Below are 23,041 nucleotides of genomic sequence, written 5' to 3'. Positions count from 1 at the left end.
AGGGCTGAAGCAACATGCCACGGAAAGTCGCCAGATGGCGCGGCGACGGTCAACGGCGTCTCGTGAAGCGGACCTGGCGTGTCACCGCCCGACCACCCCCTGGCCGCCCCCTCGCCTGTGGAGCCCGGCGGATGGGCGAGGATGGAAGGCATGTCAGACGCCTTCACCACCCGAGTTCTGAACATCGCCTCCGGCTCCGCGGAGCGGGTCGTGGACCTCACCCGCGACTGCGAGGCCTTCCTGCGGGAGGCGGCCGGGGGCCGCGACGGCCTGCTGAACGTCTTCGTGCCGCACGCGACGGCCGGCGTCGCCATCATCGAGACGGGCGCCGGCAGCGACGACGACCTCCTGACCGCCCTGCACACCCTCCTCCCCGCCGACGACCGCTGGCAGCACCGCCACGGCAGCCCCGGCCACGGCCGCGACCACGTCCTCCCGGCCATCGTCCCGCCGCACGCGACGCTGCCCGTGCTGGGCGGGCGGCTGGAGCTCGGCACATGGCAGTCCGTGTGCCTCGTGGACACCAACAAGGACAACCCCAACCGGCAGGTACGACTGAGCTTCCTGGGCTGAGCGGGCGCGCGAGCGGGGCGGGGCCGGGGTGGGCTCCGGGGCGGGCGGGCCGGTCACCGGCGTACGCCTGCCCCCGCCGCGCACTGGCGCACCATCCGCGGATCGCTGCCCGGCATCTCGTCCGGTGCCGTCCGGCCGTGTGCCGCGGGCGCGCAGCGGCCCTGGAGGCGGGACAGTTCGCTCGCGCAGCGCTGCAGGGCCACTTCCAGGACCTCCGGCATGTTCAGGGTGCCGGTGCCGTCCGGCGGGACGAGCCAGCGCAGCGCGCCCCAGCGGCAGTGCGGGGCGGGAGCGGTGATCCATGTTCCGGCGCCGAGAAGGCGCACACCGGTGCCGATCCACAGGGTCTGCGGCTCCGGGGGCAGCAGGAATCCCACGCGACGGCGCCGGGCGTCCAGCAGACAGGGGCCGGGATCGAGCGGCGTCAGCTCCTCCATGAGGTCGGCGACGCGCAGCCCGAGCTCCTCCGGCACGATCAGCACGTCCCAGAACCTTCCGGCCTCCAGGAGCGTGACGCCGGTACTGCCGTTCTGCCACTCGTGTTTACAGGCGCCGGGATCCTCCGACGCTGCGGCCAGCCACTCCATTGACCTCGTCCACTCCGTGAGTGCCATAAAGAGCCTCCCTGTGGTGCGCCGACGACCGACACGGCCGCCGTGCGGCCGTCCGTCCCTCATCACCCCGGATGACCGGTTGATGCATCAGTGCACCGGGTGCCAGGTACGGCGGCCATACGGCCGGAGTTCAATTCCCCGTATGGGGCGAGCGCCCGCGCACCAAACAGGCAGATATATGCGGAGCGCGCGCCCCCGAGCCGGCCTGCGCAGGCCCGCACCGGGGGCGGGTCCGCCTCACCAGTCGTCGCCGTCGTACGGGGCTCCTGAGACGTAGGGGTCATACCGTCGTCCCTGTGGCCTGGACGGCTGTGCCGTCGGCGGCAGGGTCGACGCGCCCAGCGCGGCGCACCACGGGCAGTCGGCGGGGTCCTCGGTGTCGTCGTCGGCGTTCCGGAAGCTCGGGAAGAAGGCGACGTCGTGTCGGCCGTCCATGGCAAGCGGCTCCTGTCTCGATCGAGGGCGGACGTGTGGGTCGAGCACGTCATGGGGCCATTTGGGGGATGGGCTCACTCGACTGGGTGGTGGCAGGGGCGGCCGGCGTACCACCGGCGCACACCTCGGCGTTGCCCCGGCATGGACAGCACTGAGCCGGCGCGGCGTGTCCTCGGAAGCGATGCCGCACCCCTGTCGTACGTCGTACCGGTCACCGGCGTTCGGGGCCAGCCGTCGATCTATGCGGCGCTGGTCGCGGAGTGGCACGCCAAGGGCCGTGCGGTTCCAGGGCGCCGTGACCCCTGGTGGGAGCCCGGTGTCGGCGCCGACGGCCAAGGGCGGGCCGTCACCTTCCGGGCGGTCGGCCCGTTCACCGGCCTGACGCGGGCCGCTGACGCCGAACCGACCGGCGGGCGGCGCGTCGAGGCGACCGAGCGCGTGCCGGCCGTCGTCGTCCCCCGGGGCCTTTCCGGGCCGGTACGCGTGTGGGAGTGGAGCGGGAGCAGCGGACGCGTCAGCGTGGTCGATCCGCTCAGGACCGACTGACGCGCGCGAGGGCGGCGCAGGCGCCGTCGGCCTCGCGCAACGCCAGCTCCATGACGTCCGGGTCGTACAGGGCGCCGGTCCCGTCGGGTGGCAGCAGCCATTCCAGGCGCCACCCGGCGCACCGGTGGGGCGGCGGTACGGCGACCCATGAGCCCCTGCCGACATGGCGCACACCGGGTCCGATCCATTCGCCGGCCGGATCGGGCGGGAGGAAGAAGCCCACTCTGCGCGCCCCGCAGTTCACCAGGACGGGGCCCGACGCCCGCCGCCGCGTACGTCTCAGGTGTGCCAGGGCGCTCAGGCCCAGCTGCTCGGGGACGCTGAGCACGTCCCAGAGCCGCCCGGCCTCCAGCAGGACCGCGTCCGCGCCCTGGTCCCACTGCCGTTTGCACGACCGAGGATCCGTGGCGGCGGCGGCGAGCCACTCGACGGCCTGCTTCCCCATGGTGCCCTGCATGTCCTACCCCCAGCACTCGCGGCTCTGCCGGCACCGGCGTGGGCAGGGCGAAGCAGCCCTGGGACCTCGCTGACCACGCCGGCCCGTTCAGGGCCATTCATGCTGGTGGATATTTCTATGTGCCGGAAGGGGTGGCGTGGGCTGGCGCAGGCTGGCGCTTCCGGCCGGGATGTTCGAACGCCGCATGACTGGTCGAGGGGTCGCGCCCCATACCGGTGTCCTTGTGTGCACGGGGGTTTGACGGCGAGGGATCCGGGATCCGGTTGGCGGTGTGTACGTCACAGTTGAGGCGATTCGGTCGCTCTACGGTTGCTTGATGCGACTCGTGCCTGGGTGGGCCTTGCTCTCGTCGGGCTGCGCGCCTGTGGCGCTGATCGGCGGCTGGACGTTCGCGGCGTCGCTGGAAGGGCCCGCATACGACCCCGCCACACAGACGATCAGCGTGCTCGCGGCCTACGGCGCTGCGGGATTCTGGGTGATGACCGCGGCGCTGGCCGCCCTGGGCGTCTGCCACGTGCTCACCGCCCTGGGGCTGCGGCCGGCCGCGCTGCCCGGGCGCGCGGCGCTGGGCGCCGGAGGAGTCGCGGCGTTGGTGGTGGCGCTGATCCCGCCGCCGAGCAGTGGGGGCTCCCTGCGCCACGGTTCGGTCGCCGCGGTCGCCTTCGTCCTGCTTGCGGTGTGGCCGGTGCTGGCCGCCGATCGCCGCGGCGCCGCACCCTGGGGGCTCCGGCCCGTCCCCTCACTCACGGCGACCGCTCTCATGGTCGTCGGCGCGGCCTGGTTCATGATCGAAATGCATCAGGGCGGTGCCGCCGGTGTCGCCGAACGCCTTGTGACGGCCCTTCAGTCCCTGTGGCCCTTCGTCGTGGTCGCCTCCTGCCTCCTCCATCGTCACCACGAGGGCCCCTCGCGTTGAGACTGTCATCTGCGCTTGAATGCAGCGACCACACCCCCGGTACGAGGGAGTCACACGTGCCCCGCCCCACCCTGACCCGCGTCCTGCGCCGTACCGGCGCCCTCACCGCGGTCGCCTGCACGGCCGCCGTGGCCTTCGCGGGACCGGCCGCGGCGCACGCCGAGGTCGAGGCGGAGGGCGCTCGGGCGCTCGACCGGAACGTCGCGCTCACCTTCACCGCGGAGTCGGAGTCCGGATCGGCGGGGATCAGCGAGCTGGAGGTGATCCTGCCCGAGGGCATCACCCCGGACGACATCACCTACAAGGAGGGCCCCGAGGGCTGGAAGCTCGCCCCCACCGGTCGTGGCTACACGGTGTCCGGGCCGAAGCTCCCGGTCGGGCAGGACGCCGAGTACGTCGTCACCGTACGGCAGTTGCCCGACGCCGAGACGCTCGTCTTCAAGACCCTCCAGACCTACAGTGACGGCCGGGTGGACCGCTGGATCGAACTGGACGAGGACAGCGGCGGCGACGGCCACGGGCACGGCCATCCCGCGCCCCGGCTGGAACTGAAGCCCGCCGCACCCGGCGCGAAGACCGTGAGCCCCACTCCCACCGAGGAGCCCACGACGCCCGCACCGTCGACCCGCGCACCGTCCACCCCCTCGGCGGAGGCCGCGACCGACGCCACGGAGGGCGACGACGGCCTGCCGATCGCCCTGCCGCTCGGCATTGGCGCGGCCGTCGTCGTGCTCGGCGCCGGGGCGTGGTGGCTCAGGAGCCGTCGCGGCGGGGCCTCCTGAGAGGACGGCCGGGAACTCCCTGCCCTGCGCGCCCGACTCCTGTAGCGGTACATGCGTCAGGAGGCCGTTGATGAAAGAACCCCCACTCGTGCCGCCCGCCCTCTGCGGGTTCCTGCTGCTGCTCGCCCTGATCTTCACGGTGTCGTACGCCGTCGGAGCCGCCGCCGGTCCCGTCGCGCCCGGCATGCACCGCCCGACGACGAGCGGCGGCGACGGCGGCGGCAGGGACACAGGGGACATGCGGGACATGGACATGCGGCACGGGAGCGGCGGCTGATGGCCATCGAACCGGCACCCCCGGTGACCGTCACCGACCTGACCGTCGGCGGGATGACCTGCGCGGCCTGTGTCCGCCGGGTGGAGAAGAAACTCGCCAGGCTGGAGGGCGTGACCGCCACGGTCAATCTGGCCACCGGACGCGCCCGGGTCAGCCATCCGCCGGACCTCCGCCCGGAGGAACTCGTGGCGACGGTGGAACAGGCCGGATACACGGCCGCGCTGCCCGCGCCGCCCAGGAAGCGGGAGCGCCCGGCCGAGGAGGGGTCCGAGGGCGTCCGGCGGGAGCGGGACCGGCTGCTGGTCACCGCGCTGCTCGCGGTGCCGGTGCTCGTGCTGTCCATGGTGCCCGCCTGGCAGTTCCGCAACTGGCAGTGGCTCTGCTTCGTGCTGGCCGCGCCGGTCGCCGTGTGGAGCGCGCGGCCGTTCCATCTGCGGGCCCTGCGCGGGCTGCGGCACTCGACGGCGACCATGGACACCCTGGTGTCCCTGGGCGTGGTGGCGTCGTTCTCCTGGTCGGCGTACGCGCTGTTCCTGGGCGGCGCGGGCGCGCCCGGGATGCGGATGCCGTTCAGCCTGCTGCCCTCCGCCCCGGACGGTGTCGCGCACCTGTACCTCGAAGCGGCCGTCGGCGTCCCGCTGTTCGTGCTGGCCGGCCGGTTCCTGGAGGCCCGGGCGCGCCGCGGCACCGGCGCTGCGCTGCGCTCGCTGGCGCGGCTGGCCGTCAGGGAAGTGTCGGTACGCGACGGCGGCACCGAACGCCTTGTCCCCGTCGAGGAGTTGACGGTCGGCCGGGTCTTCGTCGTGCGGCCCGGCGAGCGCATCGCCACCGACGGCGAGGTGGTGGAGGGCAACTCCGCCGTGGACCTGTCGCTGGTCACCGGGGAGAGCGAGCCCGTCGAGGCCGGGCCGGGCTCGGCGGTGGTGGGCGGTGCCGTCAACGCGGGCGGGCTGCTGCTCGTCCGGGCCACGGCCGTGGGCGCGGACACGCAGCTCGCGCGGATCACACGGCTGGTGACGGAGGCCCAGGCCGGGAAGGCGCGGGCGCAGCGGCTGGCCGACGCCGTGGCCGGGGTGTTCGTGCCCGTGGTGCTGGCGCTGGCCGTCACCGTGCTCGGGTTCTGGCTCGGCGCCGGGGCGGATCCGCAGGCGGCGATCACCGCGTGTGTGGCCGTACTGGTCGTGGCGTGCCCCTGCGCGCTGGGCCTGGCGACCCCGACGGCGCTGATGGCCGCCACCGGGCGCGGCGCCCAGCTCGGCGTCCTGGTCCGGGGCCCACAGGCCCTGGAGGGGCTCCAGCACATCGACACGGTCGTCCTCGACAAGACCGGCACGCTCACCTCCGGGCACATGAGCGTCACCCGTGTCACGGCCGTGCCCGGCGGGCTCGGCGCGGAAGCCGTGCTGCGCCTGGCCGGGGCGGTGGAGCAGGGCTCGGAGCACCCGCTGGGCCGCGCGGTCGTCGCGTACGCCCGCCGGACCCTGTCCGGGCAGGGGCCGTTGCCCGAAGTGCGTGACTTCCACGCGGAAGCGGGCCGGGGTGTGCGCGGCCGGGTCGGGGGCAGGCTGGTCGAAGTCCTGGCTCCGGAGGGTGAGTTGCCCACGGAACTGGCGGACGCGCTCCGGGCGGCGGAGGCTGCCGCCCATACGCCGGTCCTCGTCCGTGTCGACGGGGCGGCGGAGGCGCTGATCGGGATCGGGGACGTCGTACGCCCCGGCAGCTATCGGGCCGTGGACCGGCTGCGGCGCCTCGGCGTGCACCCTGTGCTCGCCACCGGGGACCGCGAGGCGCCGGCCCGCGCGGTCGCCGCTGCGCTCGGCATCGAGGAGGTGCACGCGCGCTGCACACCCGAGGACAAGGGCGACCTCGTACGGCGGCTGAGGGAGCGGGGCCGCCGGGTCGCGGTCGTCGGCGACGGCGTCAACGATGCGGCGGCGCTGGCCGGAGCCGACCTCGGGATCGCCATGGGCACCGGCACGGACGTCGCGATCGGGGCCGCCGACGTCACCCTGGTGCGCGGCGACATCGAGGCCCTGGCGGACGCGGTACGGCTCGCCCGGCGCACCCTGGGCACGATCCGCGTCAATCTGCTGTGGGCCTTCGGCTACAACGTGGTGACCGTGCCGCTCGCCATGGTCGGGCTGCTCAACCCCATGGTCGCGGCGGTCGCCATGTCGGTGAGCTCCCTGCTCGTGGTGGGCAACAGCCTGCGGCTGCGGGCCTGGCAGCCGGCGCCCGCCCGGGGCCGTCAGGGCGTCGCCCACCGAGACCAGGAGGGCCGTACCCGATGACCGTACCCATGGCCCGGCGAGAGGGCGATCGCCGGCCCCGGCGTCCCGCCGGCCGCCGAGTCGCCGACGGACTGCTCGCCGTGCTCGCACCGGTCGCCGCGTGCGCCGTCGCACTCGGCGTCCTGACCACCTGGGTGACCTCCGGGGCCGCGGGCAGCCCGGCGCGGATCGCGGTCACCGACGGGCGGGTCTTCCTGCCCTACGGCGACGTCCGGGACACCGCCGCGTTCTTCCGGATCACCAACTCCGGGGGCGCCGACGACCGGCTTCTGAAAGTGACGTCGACCGCGGGCGGCGGCGCCGCGACGCTGAGCCGCCACCGCATGAGCGGCGGCCGGGCGGCGTACGCGCAGCCGGTCGACTCGGTCCGCGTCCCGGCCGGTGGCGGCCTCGCGATGTCCCCGTACGGCCTGGACGTGACACTGTGGGCGCAGCCGGGGTGGCGGACGGGCGACCTCGTACCGTTCACGCTGCACTTCGAGCACGGAGGGCGGATCGAGGTGCCGGCGGTGGTCGTCCGCCCCGGCGAGCACGCGTGAGGGCGGCCCCACACCTCACTTGTCGGTGGGTACGCGCGCCGGGTTCCCCTGTGTCGGTGTGTCCTGTATCACTCTGCTGGGCTTGAGTGCGGGACGGGGGTGCTGTGCGTACCCAGCCGTGACGAGCGGGCCCGGGATGCGAGGATGAGGGCCGTCATGACTGTTGGGTGGTGTGTGCGCGCGATCCGGGCCGCGGTGTTCGCGGTCGTCTGTGTGCTGCTCGCCGCCCTCGGCCATGTGCTGATGTCGGGCGCGGCCGTCGCGTGGTGGACGATGGCGGCCGGCGCGGTCCTGACGGGCGGCGCCGGCTGGTGTCTGGCCGGCCGGGAGCGCGGACTCCCGCTGGTCGTGTCCGTCGTGGTCGTCGCCCAGGGCGGGCTGCACGCCGCCTTCGAGCTCGCACAGTCCTCCTCGGCACGCGCCGGCCACGACATGAGCTCCATGGCCCACCACACCGGCTCCATGGATGCCATGGGTGCCGTGGACATGGGTGCCCTGGGTTCCATGGGCATGGGGCACATGAGCGTCGGGCACATGGGCGTGGGCCACATGACGATGGGCCATGACATGACCGGCACGTCGTCGTACGGCATGTTCGCCGCCCACACCCTCGCCGCGCTGCTGTGCGGCCTGTGGCTGGGCCACGGGGAGCGGGCCGCGTTCCGCATCCTGCGGGCCGTCGCCGGATGGTTGGCCGCCCCGCTGCGGCTGTCGCTCGCCCTGCCCGCACCGCCGCACCGCCCGCGTCTCCGGCCGCGTCGCGGCCGGTCCGACCGGGCGCCGCGGCTGCTGCCGCTCGTTCACACCATCACCTCTCGGGGGCCTCCGGCGGGCACCGCTGTCGTCTGAGACAGCCGGTTCCCCGAGGCCGTACGGACACGGACGCCGACTCGTCGGCGGCCGCACGGGCGTCGAGTCGTGAGTCGACGGCGCCGACCGTGCCTCGGGCCTCGGCCGTACCCGCCGTACGGCCGTATCCCGCAACCCCGGACACCTCCGGCACGGTGTGCCGCACGTCTCGCGTGCCCCGGTGGCCGGCGGCGACGCCGTCGTGCCGCCGTCGTGCCCTCCGCCGTGCCGGAGTCCGGACTACCCGAGAAGGACTCAGGTGATCACTCCTGCCCTGCCCTCCTCACGCCCGACAGGCGTGAGAGACACGAAGGCGGACAAGACCTCCCGTACGGCTTCCTGCGACGAGTCCACGACCGCGTGGGCGCTCGCCGCGCGGGGCGGTGACCCGGACGCCGCCGACCGTTTCGTCCGCTCGCTGCATCGCGACGTCGTGCGGTACGTGGCGCATCTCTCCGCCGATCCGCAGGCCGCCGACGACCTGGCACAGGACACGTTCCTGCGGGCGCTCGGCAGCCTGCACCGGTTCGAGGGCCGCTCCTCGGCCCGCGCGTGGCTGCTGTCCATCGCCCGCCGCGCGGTGATCGACAGTCACCGGTACGCCGCGGCCCGGCCACGGATGTGCGACACCGACGACTGGACGCTCCTGGCGGAGCGCGCCCAGCCGACCGGCCTGCCCGGCTTCGACGACGGCATCGCCCTGCTCGACCTGCTGGAGACGTTGCCCGACGAGCGCCGCGAGGCGTTCGTCCTGACCCAGCTGGTGGGCCTGCCCTATGCGGAGGCGGCCGAGATGAGCGACTGCCCCGTCGGTACGGTCCGTTCACGCGTCGCCCGCGCCCGGGCGACCCTCGTCGAGCTGCTGACCGAGGCCGAGATCGGGGCCGAGATCGGGGCCGAGATCGGGGCCGGGGCCGCGGTCGTGGCCGAACCGGCCGCTGTCGCCGCCTGACCGGGAACCCGGTGTCGGTTCACCCTGCCGGGAACCGACACCGGGTCCGCCCCGACTACTGGATCGGGCGGTGGGGATCCGCCCGTGCATCCAGTGGATCTTGGGGAGTTTCGATGCGTTCTCGTGCGGGGCGGGCCACCACGGCCGCGGTGCTCGGTGGCCTGCTGGCGGCGGGCTGCGGCAGCACGGACAGCGGTGCGGCGAGCCCCGCCGCCAGGGGCGGCTCGGCCGGTCACCCGGTCACTGTCACCGACTGCGCGGGCGCGAGGACCACCTTCACCGCGCCCCCGCGGAACATCGTCACCAGCAACGCCTCCAGCCTGGAACTCCTGCTCCGGCTGGGTGCCGGGGACAAGGTGATCGGCACCGGCTTCCCGCCCGGCAAGGGCACGCTGCCGGCCGAACTCGACGCGCAGGCGCAGCGGGTGAAGGTCCTCGGCGAGACCGTGATCCCCAAGGAGAAGCTCCTCGGTTCCGGCGCCGACCTGTACATCGACACCTTCGCCTCGATGAACATGGGCGGCGGCATGGGGGACACGCCGACCGAGGAGGTCAGGGCGGCGGCCATCAAGCACATCTACCTGAAGTCCACGGCCTGCGCCGCCATGAGCAAGAGACCGGTCACCGACCTGTCCGCCGTCGAGGACGACATCCTCTCGCTCGGCGCCGTCACGGGCACGAGGGCGAAGGCCGAGGAACTCGTCGGCGGGATGAGGAAGAAGGTGGACGCCGTACAGCGGGCCGTCGGCGGCATCCCCGAGAGCGAGCGGCCGACGTACTTCTTCTTCGACTACGACGCCGGGACCAAGCAGCCCATGGCCGTCTGCAACCGTCAGGTCGCCAACGCGGTCATCGGCCTCGCCGGGGCCCGCAACGTCTTCGCCGACTGCGACGGCGACTACCAGCAGGTCGGCTGGGAGGACGTGATCGCGAAGAACCCGGACTGGATCCAGCTGGGTGTGCGCGAGCGCGGCAGCGAGGCCGCGAACAGGAAGGCGTTCGACGAGGCGGAGAAGTGGCTGCGGTCCAACCCGGCGACCAGGGGCCTGAAGGCGGTCGAGGAGGGACACTTTCTGCGCATCGGCTCCGAGCGGACCACCATCGCCGGGGTCGAGAACGCCGACACGGTCGAGCGGATCGCCAGGACGCTGCACCCCGGCAAGGTCCGCTGACCATGACCTCCCTGCTGTCGCGGAGCGAAGCGGCTCCGCGGGCACGCACGCTGCCCGCCGGGCCCCTGGCGTCGGTACTGGGCGTCCTGCTGCTCGTCGCGCTGACGGCCGCCGTGGCCTGGGGCTCGACGTCCGTCCCAGCCGGCGACGTGTGGAGCGTGGTGGGGCGGCGGCTGGCCGGCGAGGCGCCGCGGCCCGGCACGAACGACCTGATCGTGTGGCAACTGCGCGTGCCACGCGCCCTGCTGGCCGCGCTCGTCGGCGCCGGGCTCGGACTCGTCGGTACGGCGGTCCAGGCACTGGTGCGCAATCCGCTGGCCGACCCGTACCTCCTGGGCATCTCCAACGGCGCCTCCCTGGGCGCGGTCGCCGCGATCGTGCTCGGGCTAGGGGCCGGTGGGGCGCTCGGACTCGGGCTGTCCGGGGCGGCCTTCGCCGGAGCCCTGGCCACCTTCGCGCTGGTGTGGACCGTGGCCCGGCGGGGCGGCGGATTCGCGCCGCTGCGGCTGGTGCTGGCCGGGGTGGCGATCGGGCAGTTCCTGTCCGGGTTCACCAGCTACCTGGTGCTCCGGGCCGGCGACGAGCAGCAGACCCGCAGCGTGCTGTTCTGGCTCATGGGCAGCCTCAGCGGCGCGAACTGGGAACTGCTGGCCGTACCGGCGGTCGCGGTACCGGCCGGGTGGCTGTGCCTGCAGGCGCGCGCCCGGGGACTGAACGCCCTGCTGATGGGCGACGAGTCCGCGGCCGGGCTCGGCATCGACGTCACCCGTCTGCGCCGGGAACTGTTCACCGTGACCAGCGTGCTGACCGGTGTCCTGGTGGCCGTCTCCGGCGCGATCGCCTTCGTCGCGCTGATGGTGCCGCACGTCTGCCGTCTGGTCGTCGGCGGCGACCACCGGCGTCTGCTGCCGGTCTCCGCGCTGTTCGGGGCGCTGCTGCTGGTGGTCGTCGACATCGTCTGCCGTACCGCGATGGACACCCAGGAACTGCCCGTCGGCGTGGTCACCGCGCTCATCGGGGCCCCGGCCCTGCTGTATCTGCTGGACCGGCGGCTGGGGAGCGGCAGTTGAGGATCCGGGGGAGCGCGACATGAGGATCGACATCGAGGACCTGCACGTCACCTACGCCGGCCGTACGGTCGTCGCGGGCGCCGGGCTGATCGCGGCCGAGGGCGAGATCACCGGCCTCGTCGGGCCGAACGGCAGCGGCAAGTCCACGCTTCTGCGCACCGTCTACCGGCACCTGAGACCGGCCGCCGGCCGGGTCCTGCTGTCCGGCACCGATCTGCGCCGGCTGAGCCCCGCCGAGGCGGCCCGGCATGTCGCCGCCCTCCCGCAGGAGCGGGGCGGCGACTTCGAGCTGACCGTCCGCGAGGTCGTCGCCATGGGCCGTACGCCGTACAAGCGGGCCTTCGCCGGGGAGGACGCCACCGACCGGGACGTCGTCGCCCGCGCCCTGGCGGACGTCGGCATGGCGCGGCACGCCGGGCGCCGCTTCACCGAACTGTCCGGCGGCGAACGCCAACGCGTCCTGCTGGCCCGCGCCTTCGCCCAGCAACCGGACGTCCTCGTCCTGGACGAGCCCACCAACCACCTCGACATCCGGCACCAGGTCGAACTGCTCGCCCTGCTCCGGGCGCAGCGCCGTACCACCCTGGTGTCGCTGCACGACCTCAACGCCGCGGCCTCCGTCTGCGACCGGCTGCACGTCCTGCACGACGGCCGTGTGGTCGCCTCCGGTCCGCCGCGCGAGGTGCTGCGACCCGCCCTGCTGGCGGAGGTGTTCGGCGTCCGGGCGTGCGTCGTGGACCATCCCCTGACCGGCGATCCGCTGATCGCCTTCGACCACCGTGCCCCCGAGCCGGACGGGCCGGATGTCCCCCTGTCGGCCCCCGAGCAGTGCTCGGGGCTGGTCCCGGGCGGTCACACCGGTGAACGCCCATGATCGAGAGAGGTTGTGAATCATGATCGACATCGCAGGCATGGAAGGCCTGGACCCGGTGGCGACCTTCTGCGGCAACTGCGACTGCGGCTGTCCGCAACTGTTCGTCGACCCGGCCGCCCCGGACGAGCGCCGGGTGGTCCTCACCGACGACTTCGGGCAGCGGGTGCAGATGAGCGTCGACCAGTTCTCGTCGCTGGTCGCGGATGCCAAGTCCGGCAAGTTGGACGGCGTCCTCACGCCCTGACGCCCTACTGGGGGCTGAGTCGGAACTCCTCACCTGCTCGGCCAAGTCCGAGAACTCAGCCCCCGGTGGCCCCCCGACCTGACCACTGACCAGCGACCGAGGAGTCGTACCCGCATGTGCGGAATCACCGGTTGGGCGTCCTTCCACCACGCCGCCCGCACCCGGACACCGGTCATCGAGGCCATGACCGCCACCCTCGCCTCCCGTGGCCCCGACGCGGGCGGCGTGTGGCTCGGTGAGCGTGCCGCGATCGGCCACCGTCGGCTGGCGGTCACGGATCTCGCGGGCGGCGTCCAGCCGATGACCGACCGGGTCGACACACCGACGGCGGTGCTCAGTTACAGCGGTGAGGTCTACAACCACCACGAGCTGCGCGCCGAACTCAGGGGCCGGGGGCACGTGTTCCGCACCCGCAGTGACACCGAGGTCGTGCTGCGCGCCTACGCCGAGTGGGGTGACGGTCTCGCCGATCACCTGGACGGCATGTTCGCCTTCGCCGTCTGGGACGAGCGCGCCGAGCGGCTGCTCCTCGTCCGTGACCGGCTCGGCGTCAAACCGCTCTTCTGGGCCGCCGTCGACGGAGGCCTGGCCTTCGCCTCCGAGCCCAAGGCCCTCTTCGAGCACCCGGAGATACGGCCCCGGGTGGACGCGGACGGGCTGCGGGAGGCGTACAGCCTGCTGTTCAACACCGGGCCGACGGTGTGGTCCGGCGTGCGGGAGGTCGAGCCGGGAAGCCTGCTCGTCCTCGACCGGGACGGCATCCGCGAACGCCGCTACTGGCAACTGGCCGCCGGTGCGCACGAGGACGACCGGGACGCGACCGTGGACCGAATCCACACCCTGGTCAGCCGGGCCGCCCGCGGCCAGTCGGAGGCCGACGTCCCGCTGTGCAGCCTGCTGTCCGGAGGCATCGACTCCACCGTCCTGACCGCCCTGCTCGCCGACCAGCTCCGCCTGCGCGAGGGCCCCGACGCCCGCCTGCGCTCCTACGCCGTCGACTACAGCGACCAGGCCGAGCGGTTCACCGGAGACGTCCTGCGCACCGGCCACGACACCCCGTACGCCGCCGACGCGGGCGCGTTCATCGGCACCGACCACAGCACGGTCGTACTGGACCCGCGGGCGCTGCTCGACCCCGAGCACCGCAAGGCCGTGGTCGTGGCCCGCGACTCGCCGATCGGCGTCGGCGACATGGACACCTCGCTGTACCTGCTGTTCGGGGAGATACGGCGGCACTCCACCGTCGCCCTGTCCGGTGAGGCCGCCGACGAGGTCTTCGGCGGCTACCCCTGGTTCCACAGCCCCGGGGCCCTGGCCGCCGGCACCTTCCCCTGGCTGCTGGTCACCGGCGACGAGGCCGCCATGCCGCTCGCCCCCGAACTCGGCCTGAATATCGGCGAGTTCCGTGAGGACACCTACCGCAGTGCCCTGGCCGCCGTACCCCACCTCGACGGCGAGACCCCGACCGAGCACCGACAGCGCGAGATGCAGCATCTGTCTCTGACCCGCTGGCTGCGCCAACTCCTGCACCGCAAGGACCGGTTGAGCATGGCCCAGGGCCTGGAGGTCCGGGTGCCCTACTGCGACCACCGGCTCGTCCAGTACGCCTTCGACGTGCCCTGGGCGCTGAAGAGCTTCGACGGCCGGGAGAAGAGCCTGCTGCGCGCCGCCGGAAAGGGATGGGCCCCCGACGCGGTCCTGCGGCGCCCCAAGAACCACTACCCGGCCACCCATCACCCCGACTACAACCGCGGCCTGCAGGACCTGGCCCGCGACGCGCTGTCCGTCGAGCGGGTCCGGGCGCTGGCCGACGAGACCCGCGTCAAAACCTGCCTGGACACCCCGCCCGAGCAGCTGGGTTGGGGCCACCGCCTGCGCCTCGAACGCGTCGTCGACCTCGCCCTGTGGCTGGACCACTACCAGCCCGAGCTCGCCCTCTAGGAGCCCCACGCATGACCACCCAGGAACCCCGGCCGGCCGTGGACGCGGAGTCGCCCACCGACCCCGTCCCGTTGATGGGCTGCCCGTACAAGAGCAACCCCTATCCGCTCTACGAGCGACTGCGCGAGGCCGGCCCGGTGCACCGCGTCCTCTTCCCCAGCGGAGTCCAGGCGTGGCTCGTCACCGGCTACGAGGCCGCGCACTCCGCGCTGAACGACGACCGCCTCGGCAAGAGCCACGACCGGGGCAACGACCGCTGGCGCGCCCGCGCCTCGATCATGCCCGAACCCCAGCACTCCCAGCTCCAGGTCCACCTCCTCCACCAGGACCCGCCGAAGCACACCCGCATGCGGCGCTTCGTGACGGACGCCTTCACCCCGCGCCGGATCGAGCGACTGCGGCCGCGTTTCCAGGAGCTGGCCGACGCCCTCGTCGACGCCCTCCCCGAGACCGGCCCCGCCGACCTGGTCACCGGCTTCGCCGCCCGCTTCCCCTTCCAGGTCCTCGCCGAAGTCATCGGGCTGCCGGGGGAGTCGGCCGCGCGCTTCGACCGCGACTGGGGCAAGGTCGTCCAGCCGGTCGGCCCGACGGACCCGGGGCGGTCCCGGTACGAAGCCCGGCTGCACGGTCTGCAGAGCTACATCGCCGAGGTCGTCGCCCACAAACGCGAGCACCGGGACGACGACCTGCTCAGCCATCTCGTGGCGGCCCGTGACCGGCGGGAGCTGACGCAGGAAGAGCTGGATTCGATGATCTTCCAGCTGCTGGTCGCCGGGCAGGAGCCCGTCACGAACCAGCTCACGACGGCCATGGTCGCCCTGTTCCGCCACCCCGGCCAGCTCGCCCGGCTGCGCGCCGACCTCGGCCTCCTGCCCCGCGCGGTGGAGGAACTCCTGCGCTACGACAGCGCCTTCGAGCTGACCACCTGGCGGTTCTTCGACCGGGACAGCGACCTGCACGGCACCGAGGTCCCGGCCGGTGACTCCGTGATCGTCTCCCTGTGCGCGGCCAACCGCGACCCGCGCCGCTTCGCCGACCCCGACATGCTCGACCTGGACCGCTCGCCCAACCCCCACCTCGCCTTCGGCCACGGCATCCACTTCTGCCCCGGCGCCGCCCTCGCCCGCGCCGAGCTGCAGATCGCGTTGGGCACCCTGCTGACCCGGCTCCCCGGCCTGCACCTCGCCGTCCGGGACGAGGACATCCAGTGGATCCCGGCCGTCCTGGGCCGCGGCACCGACCACCTGCCCGTCGGCTACGACCGACGGCTGTGAGGCCGGCCCGCCAGCAGCCCCCGCCCCCTGACCGACAGCGCCTGGCCCCACCGAGGCGCCGGCCGCCCTGCCCCCACGCACACCGGAGAAACGCCATGCCGCTGACGACCGCACCGGACACCCTGCCCCAGACCACCGGCGCGGCGATCCTGAATCTGCTCCTGCCGCACCACCGCACGACCGACGAGGCCCCCGTCTCCGTCCCCGTCCCGGTCCCCGTCCCAGCCTCGGCCGAGGCGTTCCCGCATCAGCTGCGCCGGATCACCGACTTCGTCCGTGTGGGCGCCCCCATTGTCTTCACCCTGCCCGGCTTCCCCTGCAAGTCACCCAACCCCGCCAAGACCCTGGGCCACCTCCCCGACATGGGCGAACGCCTCTCCCTCACCTTCCTCGACACCCTGTGCGCCAGGATCGAGAGGATCCACCCGCCCGGCGCCCGGGTCGTCATCTGCTCCGACGGCCATGTCTTCGGCGACCTGATCCGCGTCCCCGACGACCGCATCGACGCCTACTCCGACGAACTGCGCGCGCTCATACGGCAGTCGGACCTGCACCGGCTCTCCGTCTTCGACCTGAGAGACGTCCTCGGCGACCTCCCGCCCGACGCCGGGCGCGCGCACGTCCACGACCGCTACGCCCCCACCCTGGACGCCCTGCGCGCCGAGGTCCGCACCGACGCGACCGCTCTCGCCCTGTACCGGGGCATCACGCGCTTCCTCGTCGAGGACACCGCCGGGTTCACCGGCACCCGCTCCGCCCTGCAACGCCAGTGCCGCGGGCGGGCGTACGGCGTCATCCAGCGCAGCCGCGCCTGGGGCGCCCTGATCGCCGACCACCACCCGAGCGCCGTACGGCTGTCCATCCACCCGCACCCGGCCGGTGCCGCCAAGTTCGGCATCCGTCTCCTCGACGCCCCCGACGTCTGGACCACCCCCTGGCACTCCGCGGCCCTGCGCGAGCCCGACGGCACCTGGACCCTCATGCCCCGTGCCCGGGCCGCGCGGCTCGGCCGCCTGGTGCACCGCGACGGCAGACCGAGCCACTTCGAGCGGTCAACCGCCGACGGTCACCGCTCCTTCGCCACCGTCCGCAGATAGGCGCCGAGCCGGGCGACGGCCGACGGGTTGCGGGGGCTCTCGACCAGGTCGACGTAGTCGAGGACGAAGATCCGCTTGTTCCGGACGGCGGAGACGTCGCGCAGCGGCGCGTAGGAGAGCAGGAACTTCCTCTTCTGCTCGGCGCTCACGTCCCCGTAGTCGCAGATCACGATGACGTCCGGGTCCCGCCGTACGACGCTCTCCCAGCCCACGGTGGTCCAGGAGTCCTGGACGTCGTGCATGACGTTGGTCCCGCCGGCCTCGCTGATGATCTGCTCGGGCGCGGCGTAACGGCCCGAGGTGAACGGCTGGTCCTGCCCGCTGTCGTACAGGAACACCTTCGGCCGGTCGGCGCCCGTGGGTGCCTTCGCCCGCACCTCGGCGATCTGCTTCCTGAAACCGGCGATCAGCGTGGCGGCCCGCTGCTCGACGCCGAACAGCTTCCCGAGGTTGGTGAGGTCGGCGTACAGGGCGTCCAGCGGCGGCATGATGCCGCGTGCGGACTCGGTACGGCCGTTGCGGCAGGACTCGGTGAGGACGTACGAGGCGATGCCGAGCTTCTTCAGCGCCTCGGGGGTGAAGCCGCTGTCCTCGCGGAAGCCGTAGTTCCAGCCGGCGAAGACGAGATCGGCGTCGGCGTCGAGGGCGTTCTCCTTGGTGAGCTGGTCCTTCGACAGCCACTTCACCTTGTCGTAGCCGTCCTTCCACGGCACGCCGGTCAGATCGCCCTTGTCGTCGGGCATGGCGAACCCGGCCATGCGGTCCTCCAGACCCAGGGCGAACATCAGCTCGGTGATGCCGACGTCATTGGTGACGACGCGCTCGGGGACCTTGTCGTACGTGACCTTGCGGCCGCAGTTGGTGAGCGTGACCGCCGAGTTCCCGTCCGTCTGGGCGGACGGCTGCACGGTGGCGCCGCAGCCGGAGAGGGCGGCGGTGGCCGTGAGACAGAGGGCGGTGGCGAGGAGCTTGCGCATGGGGGTTAGGGGTCCTTACGTGGTCGGCTGGAACGTCTTGGGCGGGAGAAGGTCGAAGAGCAGCTGCACGGCGCCGGTCTCCGGATGCCGTACCGGATGCGCGCGGACCCCGAACACCTCGGCCAGCAGGGCGGGTTGCAGGACGTCGTGTGGGGCGCCCGAGGCGACGGCCCGGCCGCCGGCGATGACGTACAGCACGTCGCAGTGCGCGGCGGCCAGGTTGAGGTCGTGCAGAGCGGCCAGCACGGTCAGGCCGCCGGCCCGCACCAGGGACAGCACGTCCAACTGGTGGGCGATGTCGAGGTGGTTGGTCGGCTCGTCCAGGACGAGGACCCTCGGTTGCTGGGCGAGCGCACGGGCGATGAGCACACGCTGCTTCTCGCCGCCCGACAGCGCGAGGAACCCGCGGTCGGCGAGGTGGGCGACGCCGGTGCGGTTCATGGCCGCCGCGCAGATCTCCCTGTCCGACGCGGCCGTACGGTCCCGGTGCGGCAGCCGCCCCATGGCCACGACCTCGGCGACCGTGAAGTCGAACTCGGCCGACGACTCCTGCGGCAGTGCGGCGAGCACCCGGGCCGCGGCCCGCGGCGCCATGGCGTGCACGTCGTCCCCGTCGAGCCGCACCACACCCCCGGCCGGCCGCAGCGCCCGGTACACACAGCGCAGCAACGTGGACTTGCCGCTGCCGTTCGGGCCGACCAGCCCGACGAACTGCCCGCTGTCCGCGGTGAGTCGGATGTCTTCGACCAGCCGCGCCCCGGCGGTCTCGACCGTGACGTCCTCGATGTCGAGTCGCATGCTCACCGGCCTCCGAACGCGTAGCCGCCGCGCCGCATCAGCAGCAGGAAGGCGGGCACGCCGACGACGGCGGTGATCACTCCGACGGGCAGTTCGGCGGGGGTGAGGAGGAGCCGGGAGAGCAGGTCCGCCCACACCAGCAGCACGGCCCCGGCGAGCGGCGCCACGGCCAGCACCCTCCGGTGATCGGCGCCGACCAGCATGCGTACGACATGCGGCACCATCAGCCCGACGAACCCGATGGCTCCGCTGACGGCGACCACCGTCCCGGTGACGGCGGCGGTGACCAGGAACAACTCCCTGCGCAGCCGCGCCGGTCGGACGCCGAGCGCGGCCGACGTCTCGTCCCCCATCGCGAGGGCGTTGAGCGCCTCGGCCCGCAGCCGCAGCCACGCCCAGCCGGCCGCCACGGTCACCGCGGCGAGCGGCACCTGGGCCCAGGTCGCCCCGCCCAGGCTGCCCAGCAGCCACATCATCGCCGACCGGGCCGCCTCGCCGCGGGCCGCGCCGAACACCATGACGGTGGTGACGGCCTCGAAGCCGTACGCCAGGGCCGTCCCGGTCAGGACCAGCCGCAGCGGGGTGAGCCCGTGCGGCGACCGCGCCACGGCGTACACCAGGGCCATGGCCGCGAGTGCCGACCCGAAGGCCGACAGGGACAGCGCCCACACCCCCAGCCCGGCGAACGCGCCCAGCAGGATCACGGCGTTGGCGCCCACCGCGGCGCCCGAGGAGATGCCCAGCACGAACGGATCGGCGAGCGCGTTGCGCACCATCGCCTGCACGGCCACCCCGACGGCCGCGAGCCCGGCCCCGACGACGGCGCCGAGCACGACGCGCGGCAGCCGTATCTCCCAGACGATGGCGTACGCGGAGACGTCCCCGGCCTCGATGGTTCCGCCGGTCAGCCCCGCCCTGAGCAGCCGGAGGACTTCGGCCCACCCGATCCCGGCGGCGCCCAGCCCCACGCCGCACACGACGGAGACGAGCAGCAGCAGGGCCAGCCCGAGGACGAGCGGTGGCACGGGTACGCGTGACGCACCCGATCGCGGTAGCGGTGTCGGACTTCGGTGCACGGGACGGCGGTCCTTCGCCTGGGGCCGCCTGCGGACATCGGTCAGGGAGACAGCCCGTACGACCGTGCCGGCCGCGCGGTCCCCTCTCGCAGTCCACGGCGAGCAGTCAACGGGTCGCACCCACCACGGGCAATCGGGCTCGCGCGACGGACCACAGGTCCTCCACGCACACCGTTGCGGGTCAGCGCCGGACTCTCACCGGACTTCCCCCGCGGGAGGCCCGGGGAGCGTAACAGACGGGCGTTCCGCGCCGACGTGCGGCTGCCGACGGCCGGGTGAAGACTGAGAGGTGGCGGGGCCGCTCCGCCCTGCCGGAGAGGGGTCCGGACATGGGCGGCATCAACGGAACGGCCCTGGAGGGCCTGCGCGAGGCACTGCGGGGACCCGTCATCACCGCGCGGGACCCCGGCTACGACGAGGCCCGCAGCATCTACAACGCCATGATCGACCGGCGCCCCGCGGCCGTCGCGCGGTGCGCCGACGTGGCGGACGTACGCACGGTGGTCTCGTTCGCCAAGGACGCCGGGGTGGAGCTCGCGGTGCGCGGCGGCGGGCACAGCGGTCCCGGGCTGTGCCTGGTCGACGACGGGCTCGTCCTCGACCTGTCGCCGATGCGCTGGGTGCGGGTGGAACCGGGCACGCGGACCGCACAGGTGGGCGGCGGCTGTCGGATGGGGGATCTGGACCACGCGACCCACACGTTCGGCCTGGGCGTACCGTCCGGCGTCGTGTCGACCACGGGCGTCGGCGGTCTCACCCTCGGCGGCGGACACGGTCACCTGAGCCGGCGGTACGGCCTGACGATCGACAACCTGCTCTCCGCCGACGTCGTCCTCGCCGACGGAACGTTCGTCACCGCGTCACGGGAGGAACACCCGGACCTGTTCTGGGCGCTGCGCGGCGGCGGCGGGAACTTCGGCGTGGTCACGTCGTTCACGTTCCGGCTGCACCCGGTGGGCTCGGTCGGGGTCGCGGTGACGGTGTGGCCGGTCGACCGCATGCCGCAAGTGCTGCGCTGGTACCGGGAGTTCCTGCCCGCCGCGCCGCACGACCTCAACGGCTTCTTCGCCGTGTTCGTCATCCCGCCCGGACCGCCGTTCCCCGAGCCGATCCACGGGCAGAAGATGTGCGGTGTCGTCTGGTGCCACACCGGTGACCTGGCGGCCGGCCGCCTGGGGCAGATGCTCACGGCGGTGAACGAACCGGCGCCGCCCGCCTTCCACTTCACGGCGCCCATGCCCTACCCCGCCCTGCAGGGCATGTTCGACGCGCTGATCCCGAAGGGCCTGCAGTGGTACTGGCGCGGCGACTTCTTCGACACGATCTCCGACGCCGCGGTCGAAGTGCACCACAAGCACGGCGGGAACATCCCCACCGAGCTGTCGCTGATGCATCTGTATCCGGTGGACGGCGAGGTCCATCAGGTGGACACCGACGACACGGCCTGGGCCTACCGGGACGCCATCTGGTCCGGAGTGATCGCCGGGGTCGACCCGGACCCCGCCAACGCCGAACTGATCCGGCAGTGGTGCGTCGAGTACTGGAGCGACCTGCACCCGCACTCCATGGGCGGCTCCTACGTCAACTTCATCGGCGACGCGCAGAGCGGGGACCGCCTGCGGTCCACCTACCGCGGCCACTACGACCGGCTGACCGCGATCAAGCACACCTACGACCCGTACAACTTCTTCCACGCCAACCAGAACATCCCGCCGGGCACCGCCTGACGTCCGCCGGACCCGTCGTGAGCCCGCGAAGCCGCCTGGGGTAGGGTCACCGGCGTTGTCGGCTACTCACTGGTAGTGCACCGGTGCGGGGAGTACGGGAGGGCGGCAGGGCGATGGAATCGCAGTGGGGCGAGAGCGGATCCGTGGGCGTCGACGGCACCCGCCTGGCGGACACGGCCCCCGAACCGCTGCTGACCCGCGACTACGAGACGCGCCCCTCGCTCGTGTACGAGCGGCTGAGGCAGCGGCACGGAGCCGTCGCGCCGGTCGACCTGCTGGGTGTGCCCGCCTGGCTGGTCCTCGGCTACCGCGAGGCGCTGCAGGTACTCCAGGACGACGACGCCTGGCCGAAGGGGCTGGAGAACTGGCGGGCCCGCTCGGCGGGCGAAGTGCCCGCCGACTGGCCGCTCGGGCCCTCCCTGGAGGTCAACCACGTACTCATCCAGGGCGGTTCCGGATACGGGCGGTTGCGGACGGCGTGGGACGCCGCGCTCAAACCCTTCCAGGACCCCGGCCACCCCCAGGCCAAGCGGCTGAAGGCGGCCGTCACCGCCTACGCCGACGAACTGATCACTCTGATCGGGCAGGGCGGCGGCACCGGCGTCGCGGACCTGTCCGCGCAGTTCTCCCGTCCGCTGCCGCTGATGGTGGCCAGCCATCTGCTCGGCTTCCCCGGCTCCCAGGGCGACGACGCGCTGATGGACATGTGGCGGGTGCTGGACGCGGGTCCGGACGCGGAGCCCGCCCTGGAACGGCTGCTCGCGACACTCGCCGAACTGGCGGCCGCGAAACTCGACAAGCCGGGCGACGACTTCCCCTCCCACCTGCTGGCCGCGCACCCCGGCCTCTCCCTCGACGAACTGGCCCGTGAGCTGTTCATGCTGCTCGGCATGACCTCCGACCACGTCGGCATCCTCATGTCCAACACCGTGGTCGAGGTCATCTCCGGCGACGGTGACGGCGGCGTGCGGGCCAGCCTGTCCGCGGGGATGATCAGGGAGACCATGAACCGGGTGGTCATGCGCAAGCCGCCGCTGGTGAACTTCGTGCCGCGCTTCGCCGCCAGGGACACTCCGCTCGGCAACTACACGATCCGGGCGGGCGATCCGGTGTGGGTCTCCTCCGCCGCCGCGCACGCCGACCCGCTCTTCGCCGACCATGTGGCGGCCGGCAGCACGATCAGCACCCGGGCACACCTGTCCTGGGGCGCGGGCCGCCGCCAGTGCCCGGCACGCGAGCTCGCGTCGACGGTCGCGGCGGTCGGCGTGGGCCGGCTGTTCGAGCGCTTCTCCCACCTCGATCTGGCCCTCCCGGCCGACCAACTGCCGTGGCGCTCCTCGCCGTTCATGCGCGGTCTGCGCTCACTGCCCGTACGGTACGAACTCGCCCCGGTGCCCCGGCAGTCGGCCGAGCAGCCGCCGGCATCCGCCTCCGCACCGCGGACCGCCGATCCGGACGCCGATCCGGACGCCGAGGCGGTGCTGCCCGCCCCGGCCGCCCGGCAGCGCTCCTCGCTGTGGCGCTATCTGACGGGCCTGATCCGCTCCGGTCGCTGACCTC

At 73.1% G+C, this 23,041-nt stretch carries 24 protein-coding genes; 18 read left to right on the top strand and 6 right to left on the bottom strand.

Annotation, left to right across the window (positions count from 1 at the left end; translation table 11 throughout):
* Positions 1–150: 150 nt before the first annotated feature.
* On the top strand, positions 151–573 hold the full coding sequence (locus AQI70_RS30085; RefSeq protein ID WP_062155607.1) for a secondary thiamine-phosphate synthase enzyme YjbQ: 423 nt from the start codon (positions 151–153) through the stop codon (positions 571–573).
* Positions 574–626: 53 nt separating this feature from the next.
* Here AQI70_RS30085 and AQI70_RS30080 read toward each other — a convergent pair whose 3' ends face one another.
* Together AQI70_RS30080 and AQI70_RS30075 are read right to left on the bottom strand one after the other, a co-directional pair.
* Entirely contained in the window at positions 627–1,187 is a 561-nt protein-coding gene (locus tag AQI70_RS30080; RefSeq protein ID WP_244181899.1) for a hypothetical protein, read from the bottom strand.
* A gap of 237 nt (positions 1,188–1,424) precedes the next feature.
* On the bottom strand, positions 1,425–1,622 hold the full coding sequence (locus AQI70_RS30075) for a hypothetical protein (RefSeq protein ID WP_004003070.1): 198 nt from the start codon (positions 1,620–1,622) through the stop codon (positions 1,425–1,427).
* 141 nt (positions 1,623–1,763) lie between these two features.
* On the opposite strand from AQI70_RS30075, the gene AQI70_RS30070 reads away from it, so the two are divergent.
* Positions 1,764–2,168 (top strand): hypothetical protein, encoded by a 405-nt coding sequence (locus tag AQI70_RS30070; RefSeq protein ID WP_062155602.1) that lies wholly within the window; start codon positions 1,764–1,766, stop codon positions 2,166–2,168.
* Here AQI70_RS30070 and AQI70_RS30065 read toward each other — a convergent pair.
* Positions 2,155–2,625, bottom strand: a complete 471-nt coding sequence (locus AQI70_RS30065; RefSeq protein WP_062155601.1) for a bifunctional DNA primase/polymerase — start codon at positions 2,623–2,625, stop codon at positions 2,155–2,157. The two genes, AQI70_RS30070 and AQI70_RS30065, sit on opposite strands and share 14 nt — an antisense overlap.
* A gap of 316 nt (positions 2,626–2,941) precedes the next feature.
* On the opposite strand from AQI70_RS30065, the gene AQI70_RS30060 reads away from it, so the two are divergent.
* The 14 genes from AQI70_RS30060 to AQI70_RS29995 all read left to right on the top strand — a co-directional run bounded on the left by AQI70_RS30060 (position 2,942) and on the right by AQI70_RS29995 (position 16,903).
* The gene (locus AQI70_RS30060) at positions 2,942–3,541 is read left to right on the top strand and encodes a DUF998 domain-containing protein (protein WP_062155848.1); all 600 of its coding nucleotides are present in this window, start codon (positions 2,942–2,944) and stop codon (positions 3,539–3,541) included.
* A gap of 56 nt (positions 3,542–3,597) precedes the next feature.
* Complete coding sequence (locus AQI70_RS30055) at positions 3,598–4,323, top strand: DUF1775 domain-containing protein (protein ID WP_062155599.1); 726 nt, start codon at positions 3,598–3,600, stop codon at positions 4,321–4,323.
* 70 nt (positions 4,324–4,393) lie between these two features.
* Positions 4,394–4,600 (top strand): hypothetical protein, encoded by a 207-nt coding sequence (locus AQI70_RS30050; protein ID WP_062155597.1) that lies wholly within the window; start codon positions 4,394–4,396, stop codon positions 4,598–4,600.
* Positions 4,600–6,891: a heavy metal translocating P-type ATPase gene (locus AQI70_RS30045; protein ID WP_062155595.1), complete on the top strand. Its 2,292-nt coding sequence runs from the start codon at positions 4,600–4,602 to the stop codon at positions 6,889–6,891. Before AQI70_RS30050 ends, AQI70_RS30045 begins: the two co-directional genes overlap by 1 nt.
* Positions 6,888–7,430, top strand: a complete 543-nt coding sequence (locus tag AQI70_RS30040) for a copper chaperone PCu(A)C (protein WP_244181897.1) — start codon at positions 6,888–6,890, stop codon at positions 7,428–7,430. Before AQI70_RS30045 ends, AQI70_RS30040 begins: the two co-directional genes overlap by 4 nt.
* A gap of 156 nt (positions 7,431–7,586) precedes the next feature.
* Positions 7,587–8,279: a hypothetical protein gene (locus tag AQI70_RS30035; protein ID WP_079051544.1), complete on the top strand. Its 693-nt coding sequence runs from the start codon at positions 7,587–7,589 to the stop codon at positions 8,277–8,279.
* A 259-nt stretch (positions 8,280–8,538) separates the two neighbouring features.
* Positions 8,539–9,231 carry a sigma-70 family RNA polymerase sigma factor gene (locus AQI70_RS30030; RefSeq protein WP_425264645.1) on the top strand — a complete coding sequence of 231 codons (693 nt, stop codon included), beginning with the start codon at positions 8,539–8,541 and terminating at the stop codon, positions 9,229–9,231.
* 113 nt (positions 9,232–9,344) lie between these two features.
* On the top strand, positions 9,345–10,403 hold the full coding sequence (locus AQI70_RS30025; RefSeq protein ID WP_062155591.1) for an ABC transporter substrate-binding protein: 1,059 nt from the start codon (positions 9,345–9,347) through the stop codon (positions 10,401–10,403).
* A gap of 2 nt (positions 10,404–10,405) precedes the next feature.
* A complete protein-coding gene (locus AQI70_RS30020; protein ID WP_062155589.1) occupies positions 10,406–11,473 on the top strand; it encodes a FecCD family ABC transporter permease in 1,068 nt (355 codons plus the stop codon).
* Positions 11,474–11,492: 19 nt separating this feature from the next.
* Entirely contained in the window at positions 11,493–12,347 is an 855-nt protein-coding gene (locus AQI70_RS30015; RefSeq protein WP_244181895.1) for an ABC transporter ATP-binding protein, read from the top strand.
* Between the two features lie 19 nt (positions 12,348–12,366).
* Positions 12,367–12,591: a hypothetical protein gene (locus AQI70_RS30010; protein ID WP_062155587.1), complete on the top strand. Its 225-nt coding sequence runs from the start codon at positions 12,367–12,369 to the stop codon at positions 12,589–12,591.
* Positions 12,592–12,705: 114 nt separating this feature from the next.
* The gene (gene asnB / locus AQI70_RS30005) at positions 12,706–14,532 is read left to right on the top strand and encodes an asparagine synthase (glutamine-hydrolyzing) (RefSeq protein WP_062155585.1); all 1,827 of its coding nucleotides are present in this window, start codon (positions 12,706–12,708) and stop codon (positions 14,530–14,532) included.
* Positions 14,533–14,543: 11 nt separating this feature from the next.
* Positions 14,544–15,806, top strand: a complete 1,263-nt coding sequence (locus tag AQI70_RS30000; protein ID WP_062155583.1) for a cytochrome P450 family protein — start codon at positions 14,544–14,546, stop codon at positions 15,804–15,806.
* 95 nt (positions 15,807–15,901) lie between these two features.
* Positions 15,902–16,903 (top strand): L-tyrosine/L-tryptophan isonitrile synthase family protein, encoded by a 1,002-nt coding sequence (locus AQI70_RS29995; protein ID WP_062155581.1) that lies wholly within the window; start codon positions 15,902–15,904, stop codon positions 16,901–16,903.
* On the opposite strand, the gene AQI70_RS29990 is transcribed toward AQI70_RS29995, so the two are convergent.
* Genes AQI70_RS29990 through AQI70_RS29980 form a run of 3 tightly spaced genes read right to left on the bottom strand, consistent with a single transcriptional unit; the run spans position 16,873 to position 19,754 of the window.
* Complete coding sequence (locus AQI70_RS29990) at positions 16,873–17,880, bottom strand: ABC transporter substrate-binding protein (RefSeq protein WP_062155579.1); 1,008 nt, start codon at positions 17,878–17,880, stop codon at positions 16,873–16,875. The two genes, AQI70_RS29995 and AQI70_RS29990, sit on opposite strands and share 31 nt — an antisense overlap.
* Positions 17,881–17,895: 15 nt before the next feature.
* Positions 17,896–18,678: an ABC transporter ATP-binding protein gene (locus AQI70_RS29985; RefSeq protein WP_062155577.1), complete on the bottom strand. Its 783-nt coding sequence runs from the start codon at positions 18,676–18,678 to the stop codon at positions 17,896–17,898.
* A gap of 2 nt (positions 18,679–18,680) precedes the next feature.
* Positions 18,681–19,754: a FecCD family ABC transporter permease gene (locus AQI70_RS29980; protein WP_208607471.1), complete on the bottom strand. Its 1,074-nt coding sequence runs from the start codon at positions 19,752–19,754 to the stop codon at positions 18,681–18,683.
* Positions 19,755–20,083: 329 nt separating this feature from the next.
* On the opposite strand from AQI70_RS29980, the gene AQI70_RS29975 reads away from it, so the two are divergent.
* Together AQI70_RS29975 and AQI70_RS29970 are read left to right on the top strand one after the other, a co-directional pair.
* Positions 20,084–21,481, top strand: coding sequence for an FAD-binding oxidoreductase (locus AQI70_RS29975; protein WP_208607470.1), 1,398 nt, complete (start codon positions 20,084–20,086; stop codon positions 21,479–21,481).
* Positions 21,482–21,594: 113 nt separating this feature from the next.
* Complete coding sequence (locus AQI70_RS29970; RefSeq protein WP_062155573.1) at positions 21,595–23,037, top strand: cytochrome P450; 1,443 nt, start codon at positions 21,595–21,597, stop codon at positions 23,035–23,037.
* Positions 23,038–23,041 lie beyond the last annotated feature (4 nt).

Origin of the sequence: Streptomyces curacoi (assembly GCF_001513975.1) — a bacterium.
Classification (GTDB): Bacteria; Actinomycetota; Actinomycetes; order Streptomycetales; family Streptomycetaceae; genus Streptomyces; species Streptomyces curacoi.
This window is presented reverse-complemented; position numbering and strand designations above follow the sequence as displayed.